Consider the following 16,271-nt stretch of genomic DNA (forward strand, 5'->3'; position numbering starts at 1 on the left):
TCTGACGTACCGCCATCATCCGTGTCCGGCGATCCGCAAGGCAAGGTCGAGTGCCCGCAACTCATCCGGCGTCGCCGGCGGCTGCGGCGGCCGCACCGCGTCGCATGACAGACGTCCGAGCAGCTTCAGGCAGGCTTTGAGCCGCACCGTTGCCCGTCCTCCGGGCGGATCGCGGTAGATCGCACCTGCCAGGGGATACAGCTTCTCGTGCACTGCGCGAGCCCGCGGCCAATCGCCAGCCTCCGCCGCGATCCAGAGGCTGACCACTAGTTCCGGAACGACACAGGCGAGACTGACTTGGCTGCCGGCCGAGCCGACGAGATAACTCGTCAGCAGGTGCTCATCTCCCGAGCCGAGCACGACGAAGTCCGACCGCAGCTTGCGGATCAGCCTCAGATTCTGTTCGTAGGCAGCGACCTCCCAGCTGCCCTCCTTGATCGCGACGAAGCGAGGATCGGCGACGAGCTGCTCGAGCAGCGGCGATGCATAGGTCATCGCACCCGCACCGACCGGCGCGGCGTAGAGCATCAGCGGCACGGTCGTGGCATCGCGGATATGGCGGTGATGTTCGATAACACAGCCGTCGGCGTGACCGAGCGCCCAGCTATTGGGCGGAAAAACCAGCAGACCGTCCGCACCCGCCTGCTCCAGCGTGGCTGCCTCTCGCGCAGCCTCCGGGCTGGATTCATGATTGACGCCAGAGACGATCAGGCAGTCCTTCGGAGCGTGCTCGCTCGCCAGCTCCACCACGCGCTGCTTTTCAGCGAGGGACAGCACGAAATTCTCGCCGGCGTGGCCGTTGACCAGGAGTCCATTGATGCCGGGCGTGGACGCGACCGAGGCGAGATGCGCGGCGAGCTTTGCCTCATCGATCTCGAAATCGGGCGTCATCGGCACGATCGTCGCAGCATGAATGCCGCGCAGCCGATCTGCGAACGACCGCGAAATTGTCATCCCGCCGGACATCGCCGTCTAGTGAATGATCTGGTCGAGGAACGTCTTCGCCCGCTCGGATTTCGGATGGTTGAAGAAGTCCACCGGCGCAGCCTGCTCCACGACCTTGCCCTCGTTCATGAACACGATGCGGTCGGCGACCTCGCGGGCAAAGCCCATCTCGTGCGTCACGCACAGCATGGTCATGCCCTCCTCCGCGAGCTTTTTCATGGTCTCCAGGACTTCCTTGACCATCTCAGGGTCGAGCGCCGAGGTCGGCTCGTCGAACAGCATGATCTTGGGACGCATGCACAGCGCGCGTGCGATGGCGACACGCTGCTGCTGGCCGCCCGACAGCTGGCCGGGGAATTTCTCGGCCTGGTCCGGAATCCGGACCTTGGTGAGGAAATGCATGGCAAGGTTCTTTGCCTCCGCTTCCGACATGCCATTCACGGTCATCGGCGCCAGGATGCAATTCTCCAGCACCGTCATGTGCGGGAACAGGTTGAAGCTCTGGAACACCATGCCGGTGTCGCGCCTGACCACATCGATGTTTTTGCGCTGGCGATCGAGCTCGACGCCGTTGACGTAGATCAGGCCCTCGTCGTGCTTCTCGATGTGATTGATGCAGCGGATGAGCGTCGACTTGCCCGAGCCGGACGGACCGCAGATCACGATCTTCTCGCCTTTGGCGACCTTGAGATCGACCTCATTCAACGCGGTGAAGTCGCCATAGTGCTTGTAGACGGCCTCCATCCGGACCGCAGGCACCTCACGGAGCTGCGGTTGCGCTGTTGCACCTTCGACGCCGCTCCCCATAGCGGTATTCATCGATGTCTCGCTCATGCGCGAGCCTCCACGCTCGCCTGCACAACCGGCCCCCTCGCGTCGAGGCGCCTCGACTTCGCAGCACTCGACCGACCAAAGTGCTTCTCCAGCCGGCGTTGAATCGCATCCCAGACCGAGGTGAGGATCAGGTAATAGGCGGTTGCCGCCGCATAGACTTCGAGGATTTGGAAATGCTCCTGCATCAGCATGTCGCTGCGGCGCATGAGCTCTTCCACCGAGATCACGGAGGCGAGCGAGGTCGCCTTCAGTAGCGAGTTGATGGAGTTGCCGAGCGGCGGGATCATCAACCGGAACGCCTGCGGCAAGGTCACGCGGCGGAACGTGACCCAGGGCGACAGGCTGAGCGCCCAGGCGGCCTCGCGCTGTCCTGCCGACACCGCCATGAAGCCGCTGCGCACGATCTCGGCGAGATAGGCCGCCTCATTGAGGATCAGGCCGACGAGTGCGCAGGTGATCACGCTGAACTTGATGCCCAGCTGCGGCAAGCCGCTGTAGATCACCACCAGCTGGATCAGCAGCGGCGTGCCGCGGAAGAACCAGATGTAGAAGCGCGCAGCGCCCGCGAGCGCCGGATTGGACGACATGCGCAGCAACGCGACGCCCATGCCGAGGATCAAGCCGCCGACGACCGCCGCCACCGTCAAGCCGATGGTAACGAGCACTCCCTTCATCAGGAAGTAATTGAAGAAGTAGCTGACGGCGGCCGTCGGACTGAAATGGCTCATCGGCTCGTCTCCGTAGATCTCAGGCCGGACCCGGGCCGGCGATCGCAAGCGGCTGGTCGGCCGGCATGCTGGTCAGGCCGAACTTGTCGAACAGCGCCTGGTAGCTGCCATCGGCCCGCATAGCGTTCAGCGCCTTGACGACGGCATCGACCACCATCTTGTTACGGAAGCCGAGCGTCGTGCGCGCGGTGCCGAGCCCGCTCAGCACTTCCTTGACGCGGCCCCGGCTGGTGAGATCGCGCGCCACGCTATCCACGAGCAAGGCGTTGTCGACCTGTCCCGCCAGCAGCGCGCTGACGACGTTGGTGGCAGTGGGAAACGTCCGCATCTCGACGGCGGCTCCGCCTTTCGCCACGCTGGCATCGCTGAGCTTCTTGAGCCAGTTCATCTGGTAACTGCTGACCTCGACGGCGGATGATTTTCCGATCAGATCATTTTCGGTAGCAATTTTTGTGCCGCTGTCGGGGGCCACCACGACAGAGATCGCCTGGATCGCGTAAGGCACCATGTACATCAGCTTGGAACGCTCCTCGGTCCAGAACATCCCGGTATCGATGCCGTCGATGCGGGTCGCGTTGAGGGCGGGAATCATTGCCGGAAAATCCATCCGGACGAGTTCGACCGGAAGACACAACCGCTTGCCGAGCTCGGCGGCGAGCTCGACGTTGAGGCCCTGCAGCTGGCCGTCCTTGTCGACGAATTGCTGCGGCGGATTGGTCGGGTTGATGGAGAGCTGCAACTTGCCGGGCGCGATCAGATTGTCGTCGGTGATTGTGGGCGTACAGGCGGCATGCACCGCCGTGGATGCGAGAACGAGTGCGGCAACAGCACCCAAGCGAAGCAGTGTCGAGACCATGGATACCTCCAGTAACACGCCAATAACTGATGCAGTTCCTCGCCCGGAATTCCCCTCGACGTTTCTTGGATGCGGCCGGCCGGATCTCGCGACACGGCAGGCAGCGTCGTCTTCGATCTGCTCAAGCCGGTCCCGACATCGGCCTGAGCTGGATGCGCATGAAGTTCTTCACCAGGGATTCGAACGGACCGAAGCCCTTTACCCTCAGGAATTCCGGCGTCTCGAATGCCCATCGCCCCGCGACTTCGTACATCGCGGCGTATTTCGGCCCGTCGCCGATGGAGACGAAGCGCTTTGCCGAGAGCCAGCCGGGACAGGCGAGCAGATCGGGGAAATGCCTCTGCTCGTACCAGGCGTTGAACGCAGCCTCGTGCTCGGGGTCGATGTCGACCCGCACGATATGGATGAAGGCTTCGTCCAGCATCGTCTCGTTCCTCATGCCGGACGGATGTCGCCGGCTGCGCGCGCCACACCGACCGTCGTTACAATGGCATCGCACAGCGCAGGTAGAACCGGCAGCAGCGGCGGCCGCGGATCGGCATTGCGGATCAGGCCGAGCGCCTTGAGCCCGACCTTCATGCGCGTGTGCATGTCCATGATCGGCGCAGGCCCGTAAATGGCGCGGACGATCGGATAGAGCCGCTCGTTGACGGCGCGCATCGCCTTGAGGTCGTCGGCGAGCGAGGCCTGCCAGAGCGCTGCGAACAGATGCGGCGCGAGGCTGACGAGGCCGGAGAGAATGCCGTCGCCGCCGACGGCGAGCTGCGGCAGGAACCAGTTGAAGTTCGACGGCAGGATCGCCACGGATGGATCGGCCAGCTTCACCGCCCGCCGGTTCTCGTCATAGGCCAGCATGGTGTCGCTGCCCTCCTTAATGGCGATGACCCTGTCGAGCGCGGCGATCTTGGCCAAGGTCTCCGGCGAGTAGCCAAATCCCGATGCGAGCGGATACTGGAAGATCGACACGGGAATTCCGATCGCGGAGGCGACCGCCTGCACGAAAGCCATTGGCGTGCGCGAGGTCGCCGACGCTCCGCCGCCGAGCGGTGCGGGCGGGAACAACACCGCGCAGTCGGCACCGGCAGCCTCCGCGAGCTGTGCCTGATGGATCACTTCCGCGGTGGAATGCGCGATGATGCCGGCCAATAGCGGCTTGCCGCCGATCTGCCGGCGCGTCCGCTCGATCACCGCCTGACGCTCGTCATCCGAGAGCGATCCAGCCTCGCCGGCATGTCCATTGACGAACACCGCCGCGATGCTGTCAGGGCAGGCGCAATAGTCCAGCACGCGGGCATAGCCGTCCCAGTCGATCGAGCTGTCGTCCCTGAAGGGCAGCACGGTCGCGACCGTGACGCCACGCAAATCCGGTTTCTTCATCGCCTTGCTCATGACGGTTTCCGCCGCGGAAATTTCAGGCTCGCGCGCGCCTTCAGCACTTCGAGGCCACCTTCGTTGCGCGCGCTCGCTTCCCAGATGATGGTGCGGGTCTCGTCGTGCTGCTCGGCGATCCAGACGTCGAAGGTGAGCGTATCGCCGTAGAACACGGGACCGGTGAACCAGAACCGGTCCTCCACCGACACGCCGATAGTGCCGACCAGCTCGCTGGTGAGGATGCTAGTGCAGAGTCCCGCAACCATGATCCCCGGCGCCAGCCTGCGGCCAAAGCGCGTCGCGCCGGCATAGACCTCATCGACATGAACGGGACCGAAATCGCCGGTCGCGGCGATATAGAGCGCGCCATCGGCCTCGGTGATGGTCTTGCTCAGGCTGACCCTGTCATTCACCTTGAGATCGTCGAAGGATTTCGGCTCGTACATGGCTTAGGCCCTGGCAAAGGGAACCAGCGTCGCGGTGCCGTCCACCACGGTGGCACCTGAGGGCGACAGCGTGCAGGTGACGCGACAGACCGCGTCGTCGCCGTCAACCGAAACGATCTCGGCCCTGGCCTCGACGGAGTCGCCGACGATCACGGGCGCGGCAAAATTCAGCGCGATGCTGCCGATCCGCCGCGTGGGACCACCGAGCTGGCTGAGGCACGTCGTAGCGAGACCTCCGACCGCGAGTTCGAAGGCGATCATATTCGACGCGCCAGCTTTCTTGGCGCGGACGGCATCGACATAGAGAGCGCCGAGATTGCCGCTAATGCCGGTGAACATCGCCTGCTCGGCCACGGTCATGGTCTTGCGGAAGGCGAAGGCAGCGCCGGGCTCAAGAGGTGCGTGGGACATCGATCGTTTCCCTAAAGCTGCAGGCCGTTCTTGATGGTGCTGCGCGCGACCAGCATGCGGTGAATCTCGGAGGTGCCGTCATAGATGCGGGTGACTCGGGCATCGCGATACATCCGCTCCAGCGGCAAATCCTTGCTGAACCCCATGCCGCCGAACACCTGGATGGCGCGGTCGACCACGCGGCCCTGCATCTCGGAGGCCGCAACCTTGATCATCGAGACCTTGTCTCGCGCATCCTTGCCCTGATCGATGTCCCAGGCGGCGTTCATCACCATCATCTTCACGCCGAAGATCTCGGTGGCGGAATCCGCGATCAGCTTCTGCACCATCTGGAAATCGCCGATCAGCTGGCCGAACTGGCGCCGCTCGCCGGCATGCTTGCGCATCATCTCCAGCGCACGCTGCGCCATGCCGACAGCGCGGGCGCCGATATGGGCGAGCCGGATCTGCAGCACGCTTTGCATGATCAGCTTGAAGCCGCCGCCGACCTCGCCGAGCACGGCCGCTTTCGGAATGCGGCAATCCTCGAAGCTCAGTTCGGCATGGCCATAGCCGCGATGGCCCATCATCGGCTGGGTGCGCGCCACCTTGAAGCCCGGTGTGCCGCGATCGACCAGGAACAGGGTGATGCCGCCGCGGGCACGCTTCTCCTTGTCGGTCAGCGCCATCAGAATCACATAGTCGGCGATGTCGCCGTCGCTGATGAAATGCTTGGTGCCGTTGAGGACCCACTGGTCGCCATCGGGCTGGGCGGTCGTGCTGATTGAGGCGGCGTCGGAACCGGCGCCAGGCTCCGTGATCGCCATGGCGCAGATCTTGTCGCCCTTCACCGTCGGCAGCAGGTAGCGCTCGATCTGGTCGCCCTTGCAGGCCATCAGCATCGGATAGACCTGGCCGAACACACGGCGGATCAGCGCGTCGGACGTCTTGCCGAACTCTTCCTCGACCAGGCAATGTTCGACGCAAGTTAGCCCGCCGCCGCCCACATCCGTCGGCATGTTCATGGCGTAAAGGCCGAGCTTCTGCGCCTTGGACTTGGTGACCGCCAGCGCGTCGGCCGGCACTTTGGCCGTCTGCTCCACGACGTCTTCGAGCGGCTGCACCTCCGTCTCGACGAAACGGCGAACGGTGTCGACCAGGAGACGTGTCTCCTCGGGCACGGAAAAGTCGATCATCGCGCCACTCCCACGGCCTTGCCGGCGATCATCGCATCAATGTCGGCTGCGCCGTAACCGATCTCGCCGAGCACTTCGCGGGTCTGCGCACCGAGCCGTTGCGGCACCAGCCGCACCTCCGGCGTCCGGCCGTCATAGCGCGCGGGATGTGCGATCATCCGGATCGGCGCGCCGCCTGCACTCTCGGCACTCTTGAACACGCCGAGATGCTTAAGCTGGGGATCGGTCTCGAGGTCGCGATAATCCTGCACCGGCGCGTGCCAGATGCCCGCGGCTTCCAGCGCGGGCAGCCATTCCGCCGTCGGCTTCTGCTTCAGCCTGATAGCAACGATCCGCGTGATCTCCTCGCGCTTCGAGAAACTGTCGCCCTCGCCGAATTGCTTCAGCTCTTCGCTATCCAACGCGACCGCGAGCGCTTTGGGCGTGGCCATCGAGATCGCCATATGACCATCCCCCGTGGCGTGAACGCCGTAAGGCCCGGGGCTGAACCACGCCGCGATGCCGGCCGGGCCGCGCGGCGTCGGCGACGGCGCGCCGTTTAGCCATGCCGTCAGCGGCTCGACCTGGAGATCCAGTGCGGCCTGATAGAGGTTGACCTCGACGAGCTGTCCCTTGCCCATCTTCGTCCGGGCGAACAGCGCCGCGAGGATGCTCATGGCGTAGAGCGAGGCGGCATGCTGATCGACGATGACGGCACCGACCGCCGTCGGCTCGCCGTCGGCGCGTCCGGTCCGCATCGCAAGACCCGACATCGCTTGAAGCAAAAGATCCTGGCCCGGACGATCCTTGTACGGCCCCTCCGATCCGAAGCCGGTGGCAACCGCATAGATCAGGCCGGGGTTGATCTCCTTGAGCGTGTCGTAGCCGAGGCCGAGCTTGGCCATGGTGCCCGGCCGAAAGTTCTCCATCACGACATCGGCGGTGGCGACCAGCTTCTTCACCGCCGCAACGCCGTCGGGATGCTTGAGATTGACCGCGAGGCTGCGCTTGTTGCGCCCGGTCGCCAGATGATTGACGCTGTCACCCGCAATGAAATGATTGGCGACCGCCCAGTTGCGCTGAAAGGCGCCCTCGATCGGTTCGACCGCGATGACGTCGGCGCCAAGATCGGCCAGCGTCTGCGCCGCCAGCGGGCCTGCGAGATAATGATTGAAGCTGAGGATCTTGACGCCGTCGAGCAGGTTCATCCGTTCACCTCAGTTTAAGCAGCCGCAACCGGCGCACCGCGCCATGCGAGATCGAAGGTCTTGACCAGGGCGCGTGCGGCCGCATCCTGCGCAGCCGGCAACGGCAGCCGCGGCGGCCGCGGATGGCCGGCTGCAAAACCCATGTGGCCGAGCAGCGCCTTGCTGCCGGCGACGTAGGCCTGGCCGCCGACGAATTCGATCACCGGCAGGTATTTGAGATAGAGCTCGCGCGCTTCCTTGATCGCGCCGTGGTCGGCGACGAAGCTGAAGATGCGAGCCATCTCCGCGGGGACCACGTTGGAGGCCACAGCCACCCAGCCTTGCGCGCCCTCGACGAAGGATTCGAAGCCGAGGATGCCGCCGAACACCGTCATCCTGTCACCGCAGAGGCGGATGATGTCGCGCACGCGCGTCACCTCCAGCGTCGAATCCTTGATATAGAGACAGTTGTCGATCTCGGCGATGCGCGCCACGAGCTGCGGCTTGAGATCGACATTTGCGGTTGCCGGATTGTTGTAGACCATGATCGGCAGCGCGATCGCGTCGGCCACCGTCTTGTAGTGATGGACCAACTCGTCGTCGGTCGGCGTCGAATAGAACGGCGGAATGATCATCACGCCGTCAGCGCCCAGTTTTTCGGCACGGCGACTGAGGCGAACCACCTCACGCGTATCCTCCGCGCCGGTGCCGATCAGCACGGGGACGCGCCCCGCCGCCTGGCGAATGACGACCTCGGCAACCAGCGCCTTCTCGTCATCGTCCATGGACAGGAACTCGCCGGTCGAGCCGAGCGGGATCAACCCGTGAATGCCCTCCACGATCTGCCAGTCGACGAAGGCGCGCAATGCCGCGACATCGACCTCGCCCGCTGCCGTGAACGGAGTGATCATGACGGTGTAGGTGCCGCGGAACGTCTTCATCAGGGAACTGCCGGGTACTCGGGTGGATTCAGGCGATGGATGCCGCCTGCGGAATAACCGCACGCCTTATGCAATCGTTTGCATAAATGTTTCTGCATTGGGCAACACCATCCATTTTTTAAGCTTGATTGGTGTGGAATAAGCTCTTAGCGTTTCTGCAATCGTTTGCAGTTTATCGGCAGGTTTGATGAGCGTCACGCTCAAAGATGTGGCACAGGCGGCCCGCGTTTCAGTCAGCACTGCTTCCCGAGCGCTGACGGGAACCGGCCTGACCAGCGAACGCACGCAGCAGCGGCTGGTGCGCATCGCGCGCGAGCTCGGCTATCGACCGAACCCGATCGCACGCGGATTGAAGACCGGACAGTCGCGGCTGGTGGCGCTTCTCGTCCACAATCTCACCAACGCCTCGTTCCAGGTGATGGCCGAAGTGGTGCAGGCGCGCGTGAAGGCGCTGGGTTATCAGATGCTTCTGTGCATCGGCGGCGACGATCCGCAGCAGGAGAGCGACACCCTCACCACGCTGGTCGACCACCGCATCGACGGGCTGATCGTGGTGCCGACCGGCAAGAACGGCGCGCAGCTCAAGGCGCTCTCGAAGGACGTGCCCATCGTCTGCCTGGTGCGGCGCGACGACGCGACCGATCTCGAGACCGTGCTCGCCGACGATCCGCAAGGCGCATATCTCGGCACGCGTCACCTGATCGAGCTCGGGCACAAGCGCATCGGGCTGATCGTCGGCCGCCAGGACACCACGTCCGGCCGCGAACGGTTGTCCGGCTATGTCCGCGCCCTGCGCGAGGCCGGCATCGTCAGGGACGACACATTGATCCATGCCGGCCATTTCGAGCCCGAGACCGGCGCGACCTCCGCCCGCAAGCTGCTCGACCTTCCCCGCCCGCCCAGCGCGATCTTCGTCGCCAACCACGAGGCAACGCTCGGCGTGCTGCGTGTCACCGCGGAACGGAAGATCGTCATTCCCGACGATCTGTCGCTGCTCTGCTACGAGGACATGCCGTGGTTCGAATGGCATCGCCCGGCGATCAGCATCGTCGACAACGGCGCGCGGGATCTTGCCAATCTCGCCGTCGACCGGCTGCTGCATCGCATGGACGCCAAGGGAAATAGCAAGGGCAACGGCAATGACGGCGTCCGCGAATATCGCGTCGGTGCCCGGCTGATCAAGCGCGACTCCTGCCGCCAGATCGAAGCCCCGGCCCCTGCGAAATCCGGCAAGTTCAAATCGTCTTCATCCAAATCATCTGCGGCCAAATCCGCGAAGGTCTGATCGATGCCGTATGTCGAAGTGCTCGCCCCGCAAGTCCCGTCCCAGCGCAAGGCCGCGGTGGCGCGCTCGGTGACCGACGGCCTGATGTCGGCGTTCGGCGTCGCCGCCGATACAGTCACACTCTATTTCCTGCCGATTGCGCCTGACGACTACGCCCATGCCGGCACGTTCGGCGCGCAGGCTACCGGCCAGCGCATCCTGCTCAAGGTCCACGCCTTCCGCCGCAGCGAGGCTGAGCGTCGCGCCGCCGCCATCGCGCTAACCCGCGGCGTGTGCAGCGCCTATGGCGTGCCGGGCGACGACGTCGCGATCTATTTCCTCGATCGCGCCCGCAGCGAAGTCTCCCACGATTCCAAGCTCGCCAGCGACTGACGGGAGCACGCCATGGACCGCTTCTACAGCCAAGACCAGAAAGCCCTGCGCGAGACCGCCCGCCGCTTCGCCGAAGCGGAGATCCTGCCGCGCGCCGCCGCGATCGACCGCGAGGACCGGTTCGACCGCGCGCTCTACAAGGGCATGGCCGATCTCGGCCTGTTCGGCATCTGCCTGCGGGAAGGCGCCGGTGGCGCGGGTCTCGATGCGATTGCTGCCTGCATCGCGATGGAGGAGCTGGCGCGCTGCTCCGGCGCGGTCGCTAACGCCTTCGCAATTCCCGTCGAGGCCGTGCTGTTCTTCGACCATCACGGCACTGAGGCGCACAAGGCGCTGATCCCCAAAATCCTCAACGGCGACATCATTCCCGCGACCGCCGTCTCGGAACCCGACCACGGCTCCGACGTCGCGGGCATCCGCACCAACGCGGTGCGCGATGGCAATGGCTGGCGGCTCAATGGCACCAAGGCCTGGGTGACGCTCGGCGGCGTCGCCGACCGCATCATGGTGTTCGCGCGCACCGGCGCAGATGCGGGCCATCGCGCCATTTCCTGTCTTCTCGTGGACGGCACCTTGCCCGGCATCGCCCGCGGCAAGAACGAGGAGCTGCTCGGCATGCATGGCCTCGACGACTGCCAGATGACCTTCTCAGACGTGCGCCTCCCCGCCGACAGCGTGATGGGGCCGGAGAACCAGGCCTTCAAGATGGCCATGAGCAATTTCAACTTCAGCCGGCTCATGATGGCCTCGATGGCGCTCGGCATGGCGCAGGCGGCGTTCGAGGACGCCACGACTTACGCAAAGGACCGCAAGCAGTTCGGCCAGGCCATCATCGGCTTCCAGGCCGTACAGTTCATGCTCGCGGACATGTCCACCGACATCGCCGCCGCGCGCCTGCTGATCCACCACGCCGCGCGCCTGCACGATGCCGGCGAGTCGATCGCCAAGGAGGCGGCGCAGGCAAAGCTGTTCACCACTGACATGGCGATGAAGCACGTTTCCAACGCGCTGCAGATCCACGGCGGCAACGGCTATTCGCGCGAGTACCGCATCGAGCGCATCTTCCGCGACGTCCGCCTCGCCCAGATATACGAAGGCACCAACCAGATCCAGCGGCTGATCATCGCCCGCCAGGTCGAGAAGGAGGCCGCGTGATGCGGGAAGCGCGCTCATGCTGAGCATCATCACAGCGGCAGAGGCCGCCGGTCTCATTCGCGATGCTGACACGCTGATCGTCGGGGGAAATGGCGGCACGGGCGCTGCCGAATCGATCCTTGAGGCGCTGGAGCAGCGCTTCCTCGGCGGCCAGGGTCCGCACAATCTGACGCTCATCAACATCACCGGCGTCGGCGCCGTCACCGAGAAGGGTCTCTGCCATCTCGCCCATGAAGGCCTGATCGCGCGCGTAATCGGCGGCAATTTCGGCCTCCAGGTGCCGTTCATGCGCCTCGTCCGCGACGAGCTGATCGACGCCTACAATTTCCCGCAAGGGGTGATGAGCCAGCTCTGCCGCGCCATGGCGGCAAAGCATCCGGGCGTGCTCACCCATGTCGGTCTCAACACCTACATGGACCCGCGGCAGGATGGCGGCCGCATGAACAAGCGCACCACAGCGCCGCTGGTGGACCTGCTCGAGTTGCATGACCAGTCGTGGCTGCTCTACCGCGTGCCCGCCCCGCCCGATGTCGCCATCATCCGCGGCACGTCCGCGGACGAGGACGGCTATATCAGCATGGAGCACGAGGGCACCACGCGCGAGGATCTCTCGATCGCACAGGCCGTGCACAATGCCGGCGGCACCGTGATCTGCCAGGTCAAGCGCATCGTGAAGCGCGGCTCGATCCATCCGCAGATGGTGAAGATCCCGGGCTTCCTGATCGACCACATCGTGCTCGAGCCCGAGCAGATGCAGACCTACGGCACCGCCTACGACCCCGCACGCTGTGGCGAGACGCGCGTCCCGGTGGCGATGATCACGCCCGATCCGCTCACCGAACGGCGGGTGATCGCCCGCCGCGCCGCCTTCGAGCTGCGCCCTCGCGACGTCGTCAATCTCGGCGTCGGCATCTCCGCTATGATCCCCAATGTCGCGGCCGAGGAAGGCATCTCGGACCTGATCACGCTAACGGTGGAATCCGGCGTGGTCGGCGGCGTGCCCGGTCACGCCCGCGAATTCGGCACCGCCATCAATCCACGCGTCATTCTCGATCAGGCCTATCAGTTCGACTTCTATGATGGCGGCGGCCTTTCTTGCGCCTTCCTCTCTTTCGCGGAGGTGGACGAAGCCGGCAACGTCAACGTCACCCGCTTCGGCGAGCGCCGCGACGGCTCCGGCGGCTTCATCGACATCACGCAGAACGCCAAGCGGCTGATCTTCAGCGGCACCATGACCGGCGGCAAGTTCGACATCGGCGTCGAGAACGGCCGCCTGGCGATCCGTCGCGACGGCGCTTTCCGCAAATTCGTGCCACAAGTGGGCCAGATCAGCTTCAGCGCGTCGCTGGCGGCACAGCGCGGCCAGCATGTCAGCTACGTCACCGAGCGCGCCATGTTGGAGCTCGAGAACGGCAGCGTGACCCTGACCGAGATCGCGCCGGGCGCGCGGCTTGAGGAGGACATCCTCGCCCGTATGGATTTCAAGCCGCGCATCAGCCCGCAGCTGAAAGACATGGATCCGCGCATCTTCCGTTCGGGCCCAATGGGCATCGCGCAGAGCTTCAAAGCCCTGCCGGCGCGGCCGCGCAAGGTCGCCTGAGGGATCAGCATGGACGCGAGCGCTCCGATCAATCTCGGCTACGAGGACATCGCGCTCGGCGCGGAGTTCGAGACCGCCGTGCACACCGTGACTGAGGCAGATATCGCGGTCTTCGCCGACGTCACGCGCGACCATCATCCGCTTCATATCGACTCAGGTTACGCGCGCTCGCGCGGCTTTCCAGCGGTCATCGGCCATGGCCTGTTCGGCCTGTCGCTGATGGAGGGGCTCAAGTCGGAGCTGAAACTGTACGAGGAGACCTCGGTCGCCTCGCTCGGCTGGGACGAGGTGAAGTTCAAGGGCCCCATCGTCGCCGGCGACACCTTGCGTGTCCGCTTCCGCTTCGTCGAGAAGCGGCCGACCAAAAATCCGGAGCGCGGCATCGTCGTCGAGACGCTCGACCTCCTCAACCAGCGCGACGAGGTGGTGACCGCGGCGCGCCACATCTCGCTCATCCTGACCCGGCAAGCCGACGCGACGGTGGAAACATGACGAGACATTGAAGAAAACGCGGACCGGAGGACGGCTCCTCTGCACCCACGCTTTGATTGGAGTATTGAGATGCGATATCGAAAAACCCTCTCCGCCCTAGCTCTGCTCATCGGCCTGTCCCAGGCGGCCGGAGCCCAAACCTGTACGCCGAAGGTGCCGGCGTCGAGCCTGATCGAGGCGCCGAAATGGCAGATGTCGATCAACCCGACGCTGCCGCCGCAGCAATTCGTCGACGACAAGGGCGAGCTGCAGGGCCTCAATGTCGAGCTCGCCCGCGAGATCGCCAAGCGCATCTGCGTTGAGGCGGTTTTCCTGCGCATGGACTTCCCGCCGATGATCCCGGCGCTTCGCTCCGGCCGCTTCGACGCCATCAACACCGGCCTGTTCTGGACCGAGGAGCGCTCGAAGATGCTCTATCTCGTGCCTTACGCGCAGCAGGCGATCAGCATCTACACCGATCCCTCCTCCAGCCTTAAGCTGGAGAAGTTCGAGGATCTCGCCGGCCGCATCGTCGGCGTGGAATCGGCGACCTATACCGAGCGCAAGGCGCGCGAGTTCAGCACCGCGATGGAGGCCAAGGGCCTCAAGCCGGTCGAACTGCGTACCTTCGCCACGGTGACCGCGACCTCGGCCGCGCTGCGTGCTGGCCAGCTCGAAGCCGCTCTCAACATCAACGAGACCGCGAACGCGCTCGAGCAGAAAGGCATCGCAAAGATCTGGGTCCGCGACATCGCCGGCACCGACATCACCTTCGCCTTCCGCGACAAGCTGCTGGCGCAAGCCGCAGCAGATGCGCTCACCGCGATCCGAGCCGACGGCACCTACGACAAGCTGTTCGACAAGTTCGGCATGACCAAGCTGAAGGCCACGACGTTCGCCATTCGCGGGGATGGGCCGACGAATTGACAAGCTCGCGCTATCTCATGTGTGGCAGCGCACATATGATCGACCTACTGCCGCTGATGGGAGAACAGGAGCATCTGCCTGCTTACTCGTTGGTCGCGGGAAACGCGACCAACCCACACCCCAGGAACGGTTTGATCTCGGGTGGATCAGCACGCCCACGCCATTACGCGCCGATTGAGTGTCAATTTTCATATTCGAGAACTGAGGTTGCTCGTCAGCCTCGCGTAGTCTGCCGTCACTCTCGAAATCTTGCGTTGCACTTGCACCACTGAAGTCCGCTCGTCCGCTTAAGAGAACTTGCTCCTCATTGGCTGTCGCAAGATTTTATTGGCTGTCGCAAGATTTTTCTTGATCTCCCGGTGCACACGTTGTGCACACGCCGCCTTCTAACCAATTGAAACACTCGAACTCTCGCTCCAATCCATCACGGGGGCAATGCAAAATCGATGCGCTAACAGATTGATGTTATTTCGCTTTATCGTCTCGTCTGGTATAGCTGATGTTCGGGCCGACTAAAGTTTTCAGGCTAACAGTTGAGGCATTCTCCTTTCGTTTCAAGTGCTTATTCAGAGGGCTTCGTAGCCCCGTGGAACATGGCACGTCCGGTCGGTACAGCATTGCTGTACTAGATGAGGTCGTGCAGTACCACGCTAGTTCGAATCCTCCTTACCAATCCCGTTTCCTTCGGCCGCAAAGTAACGTGCCGCTCTGGCCAGGCCTAGGGAAGAACAAGTACGGTCGTAGTGTTGGCGGCGGTAGAGCAAGCAAACTTGCGGGCTGCGGTCCGCTGGTAGGCGCGTGCGTTATCAGGACAGCAGGTTGGCGAAAGCTTCGGCCTATACTGAGTTCGAAGAATGAGCGCTGCCCTCCGAAGGCAAAGATCGCCCATTCGAATTCCGCCGGAGCTCGAGGTCGATGGCTCAACAGTCCTGGCTAGATCGGGTGAAACTGAATTGCAAAAACCCGGGCCCGCGCCCTGCAGTGTGTGCCGCACGAATGGATGGCATGCCTCTTCGTCGCAGCCGTTCACGCCTAGGGCGTCGAGATCAATCCACCAGGCGTTGCAACTATCCAGCGGTTGCCCCAACGCACGATAGAGTCGATCCGCCCGATGCCGGGGACCACGTCGCCCCGTGCTGCCATTCGAATCCCATCGGGCCCTTCGAGCACCGCCGTTCCACCGCGAACGTCAAGGACTGCCCACCCCCTAATAGTCGTTGGTCTTGTCTCGGGGACCGACATGAGCGGCCCCGCAGACCCAAGCGAGCCGGTCACAGACATGTCCGCCTCGCCGGCCGAAGAAGCTTGGTTCGAAGCTTCCGCCGATTGCGCCCCACTCGACGCTTTGGCCAAGGGCTTCGGAGCAAGGCTCGCGCTTGTTGTGGAGGGCTGACCTACACCAGGCGGTGTTCGCGAGTCCGAGGCTGATGCTACCTTTCGGGCGCTTTCGATCCTGCCGCCTGACTTTGTGTCCGGCATGCGGCGCGAAACGGTCTCTACCTGAGCAATTGGGTTGAGAGGCGAGATAGTTGCAGGACCGTACCAAGCACCAGCCCATCCCAATCCGAAGCCCCCAGCCAAGGCGGCC

18 protein-coding genes are annotated in these 16,271 nt (G+C 64.0%); 6 read left to right on the top strand and 12 right to left on the bottom strand.

The features are described 5' to 3' along the window. Nucleotides 1–15: 15 nt before the first annotated feature. The 12 genes from IVA96_RS02725 to IVA96_RS02780 form a co-directional block, all read right to left on the bottom strand. Nucleotides 16–954, bottom strand: a complete 939-nt coding sequence (locus tag IVA96_RS02725) for a dihydrodipicolinate synthase family protein (RefSeq protein ID WP_247281362.1) — start codon at nucleotides 952–954, stop codon at nucleotides 16–18. Nucleotides 955–972: 18 nt separating this feature from the next. Next, entirely contained in the window at nucleotides 973–1,779 is an 807-nt protein-coding gene (locus IVA96_RS02730) for an amino acid ABC transporter ATP-binding protein (protein ID WP_275974750.1), read from the bottom strand. After that, nucleotides 1,776–2,507 carry an amino acid ABC transporter permease gene (locus IVA96_RS02735; protein ID WP_247281361.1) on the bottom strand — a complete coding sequence of 244 codons (732 nt, stop codon included), beginning with the start codon at nucleotides 2,505–2,507 and terminating at the stop codon, nucleotides 1,776–1,778. The genes IVA96_RS02730 and IVA96_RS02735 overlap by 4 nt, the downstream gene beginning before the upstream one ends. 19 nt (nucleotides 2,508–2,526) lie before the next feature. Beyond that, nucleotides 2,527–3,363, bottom strand: coding sequence for an ABC transporter substrate-binding protein (locus IVA96_RS02740; protein WP_247281360.1), 837 nt, complete (start codon nucleotides 3,361–3,363; stop codon nucleotides 2,527–2,529). Between the two features lie 121 nt (nucleotides 3,364–3,484). Then, nucleotides 3,485–3,787, bottom strand: a complete 303-nt coding sequence (locus IVA96_RS02745; protein WP_247281359.1) for a DUF4286 family protein — start codon at nucleotides 3,785–3,787, stop codon at nucleotides 3,485–3,487. Between the two features lie 11 nt (nucleotides 3,788–3,798). Further along, nucleotides 3,799–4,752 (bottom strand): dihydrodipicolinate synthase family protein, encoded by a 954-nt coding sequence (locus tag IVA96_RS02750; RefSeq protein ID WP_247415295.1) that lies wholly within the window; start codon nucleotides 4,750–4,752, stop codon nucleotides 3,799–3,801. Then, nucleotides 4,749–5,180 (bottom strand): MaoC/PaaZ C-terminal domain-containing protein, encoded by a 432-nt coding sequence (locus tag IVA96_RS02755; RefSeq protein ID WP_011086090.1) that lies wholly within the window; start codon nucleotides 5,178–5,180, stop codon nucleotides 4,749–4,751. The genes IVA96_RS02750 and IVA96_RS02755 overlap by 4 nt, the downstream gene beginning before the upstream one ends. Nucleotides 5,181–5,183: 3 nt before the next feature. After that, nucleotides 5,184–5,591 carry a MaoC/PaaZ C-terminal domain-containing protein gene (locus IVA96_RS02760; RefSeq protein ID WP_247298328.1) on the bottom strand — a complete coding sequence of 136 codons (408 nt, stop codon included), beginning with the start codon at nucleotides 5,589–5,591 and terminating at the stop codon, nucleotides 5,184–5,186. A gap of 11 nt (nucleotides 5,592–5,602) precedes the next feature. Further along, nucleotides 5,603–6,766, bottom strand: coding sequence for an acyl-CoA dehydrogenase family protein (locus IVA96_RS02765; protein WP_247281356.1), 1,164 nt, complete (start codon nucleotides 6,764–6,766; stop codon nucleotides 5,603–5,605). Beyond that, nucleotides 6,763–7,953: a CoA transferase gene (locus IVA96_RS02770; protein ID WP_247415298.1), complete on the bottom strand. Its 1,191-nt coding sequence runs from the start codon at nucleotides 7,951–7,953 to the stop codon at nucleotides 6,763–6,765. Before IVA96_RS02770 ends, IVA96_RS02765 begins: the two co-directional genes overlap by 4 nt. Nucleotides 7,954–7,967: 14 nt before the next feature. Continuing rightward, entirely contained in the window at nucleotides 7,968–8,876 is a 909-nt protein-coding gene (gene dapA, locus IVA96_RS02775) for a 4-hydroxy-tetrahydrodipicolinate synthase (protein ID WP_247281426.1), read from the bottom strand. A 63-nt stretch (nucleotides 8,877–8,939) separates the two neighbouring features. Continuing rightward, nucleotides 8,940–9,179, bottom strand: coding sequence for a hypothetical protein (locus IVA96_RS02780; protein WP_247281432.1), 240 nt, complete (start codon nucleotides 9,177–9,179; stop codon nucleotides 8,940–8,942). On the opposite strand from IVA96_RS02780, the gene IVA96_RS02785 reads away from it, so the two are divergent. The 6 genes from IVA96_RS02785 to IVA96_RS02810 all read left to right on the top strand — a co-directional run bounded on the left by IVA96_RS02785 (nucleotide 9,082) and on the right by IVA96_RS02810 (nucleotide 14,683). Then, complete coding sequence (locus tag IVA96_RS02785; RefSeq protein ID WP_247281425.1) at nucleotides 9,082–10,158, top strand: LacI family DNA-binding transcriptional regulator; 1,077 nt, start codon at nucleotides 9,082–9,084, stop codon at nucleotides 10,156–10,158. The two genes, IVA96_RS02780 and IVA96_RS02785, sit on opposite strands and share 98 nt — an antisense overlap. A gap of 3 nt (nucleotides 10,159–10,161) precedes the next feature. Then, a complete protein-coding gene (locus tag IVA96_RS02790; RefSeq protein ID WP_247281354.1) occupies nucleotides 10,162–10,530 on the top strand; it encodes a hypothetical protein in 369 nt (122 codons plus the stop codon). Between the two features lie 12 nt (nucleotides 10,531–10,542). Beyond that, nucleotides 10,543–11,685: an acyl-CoA dehydrogenase family protein gene (locus IVA96_RS02795; RefSeq protein WP_247415300.1), complete on the top strand. Its 1,143-nt coding sequence runs from the start codon at nucleotides 10,543–10,545 to the stop codon at nucleotides 11,683–11,685. 16 nt (nucleotides 11,686–11,701) lie between these two features. Then, a complete protein-coding gene (locus IVA96_RS02800; RefSeq protein ID WP_247281352.1) occupies nucleotides 11,702–13,285 on the top strand; it encodes a CoA-transferase in 1,584 nt (527 codons plus the stop codon). 9 nt (nucleotides 13,286–13,294) lie between these two features. After that, nucleotides 13,295–13,777, top strand: coding sequence for a MaoC family dehydratase (locus IVA96_RS02805; protein ID WP_247415303.1), 483 nt, complete (start codon nucleotides 13,295–13,297; stop codon nucleotides 13,775–13,777). A gap of 69 nt (nucleotides 13,778–13,846) precedes the next feature. After that, the gene (locus tag IVA96_RS02810) at nucleotides 13,847–14,683 is read left to right on the top strand and encodes a transporter substrate-binding domain-containing protein (protein ID WP_247415304.1); all 837 of its coding nucleotides are present in this window, start codon (nucleotides 13,847–13,849) and stop codon (nucleotides 14,681–14,683) included. Nucleotides 14,684–16,271: the final 1,588 nt, after the last annotated feature.

It is taken from the genome of Bradyrhizobium sp. 159 (genome assembly GCF_023073795.1).
Classification (GTDB): domain Bacteria; phylum Pseudomonadota; class Alphaproteobacteria; order Rhizobiales; family Xanthobacteraceae; genus Bradyrhizobium.

Bases quoted from the DNA above. Each gene is read 5' to 3' on its own strand.
- IVA96_RS02725 (WP_247281362.1), bottom strand. From the start codon at position 954: ATGACAATTTCGCGGTCGTTCGCAGATCGGCTGCGCGGCATTCATGCT.
- IVA96_RS02730 (WP_275974750.1), bottom strand. From the start codon at position 1,779: ATGAGCGAGACATCGATGAATACCGCTATGGGGAGCGGCGTCGAAGGT.
- IVA96_RS02735 (WP_247281361.1), bottom strand. From the start codon at position 2,507: ATGAGCCATTTCAGTCCGACGGCCGCCGTCAGCTACTTCTTCAATTAC.
- IVA96_RS02740 (WP_247281360.1), bottom strand. From the start codon at position 3,363: ATGGTCTCGACACTGCTTCGCTTGGGTGCTGTTGCCGCACTCGTTCTC.
- IVA96_RS02745 (WP_247281359.1), bottom strand. From the start codon at position 3,787: ATGCTGGACGAAGCCTTCATCCATATCGTGCGGGTCGACATCGACCCC.
- IVA96_RS02750 (WP_247415295.1), bottom strand. From the start codon at position 4,752: ATGAGCAAGGCGATGAAGAAACCGGATTTGCGTGGCGTCACGGTCGCG.
- IVA96_RS02755 (WP_011086090.1), bottom strand. From the start codon at position 5,180: ATGTACGAGCCGAAATCCTTCGACGATCTCAAGGTGAATGACAGGGTC.
- IVA96_RS02760 (WP_247298328.1), bottom strand. From the start codon at position 5,591: ATGTCCCACGCACCTCTTGAGCCCGGCGCTGCCTTCGCCTTCCGCAAG.
- IVA96_RS02765 (WP_247281356.1), bottom strand. From the start codon at position 6,766: ATGATCGACTTTTCCGTGCCCGAGGAGACACGTCTCCTGGTCGACACC.
- IVA96_RS02770 (WP_247415298.1), bottom strand. From the start codon at position 7,953: ATGAACCTGCTCGACGGCGTCAAGATCCTCAGCTTCAATCATTATCTC.
- IVA96_RS02780 (WP_247281432.1), bottom strand. From the start codon at position 9,179: ATGCGCACCAGCCGCTGCTGCGTGCGTTCGCTGGTCAGGCCGGTTCCC.
- IVA96_RS02790 (WP_247281354.1), top strand. From the start codon at position 10,162: ATGCCGTATGTCGAAGTGCTCGCCCCGCAAGTCCCGTCCCAGCGCAAG.
- IVA96_RS02795 (WP_247415300.1), top strand. From the start codon at position 10,543: ATGGACCGCTTCTACAGCCAAGACCAGAAAGCCCTGCGCGAGACCGCC.
- IVA96_RS02800 (WP_247281352.1), top strand. From the start codon at position 11,702: ATGCTGAGCATCATCACAGCGGCAGAGGCCGCCGGTCTCATTCGCGAT.
- IVA96_RS02805 (WP_247415303.1), top strand. From the start codon at position 13,295: ATGGACGCGAGCGCTCCGATCAATCTCGGCTACGAGGACATCGCGCTC.
- IVA96_RS02810 (WP_247415304.1), top strand. From the start codon at position 13,847: ATGCGATATCGAAAAACCCTCTCCGCCCTAGCTCTGCTCATCGGCCTG.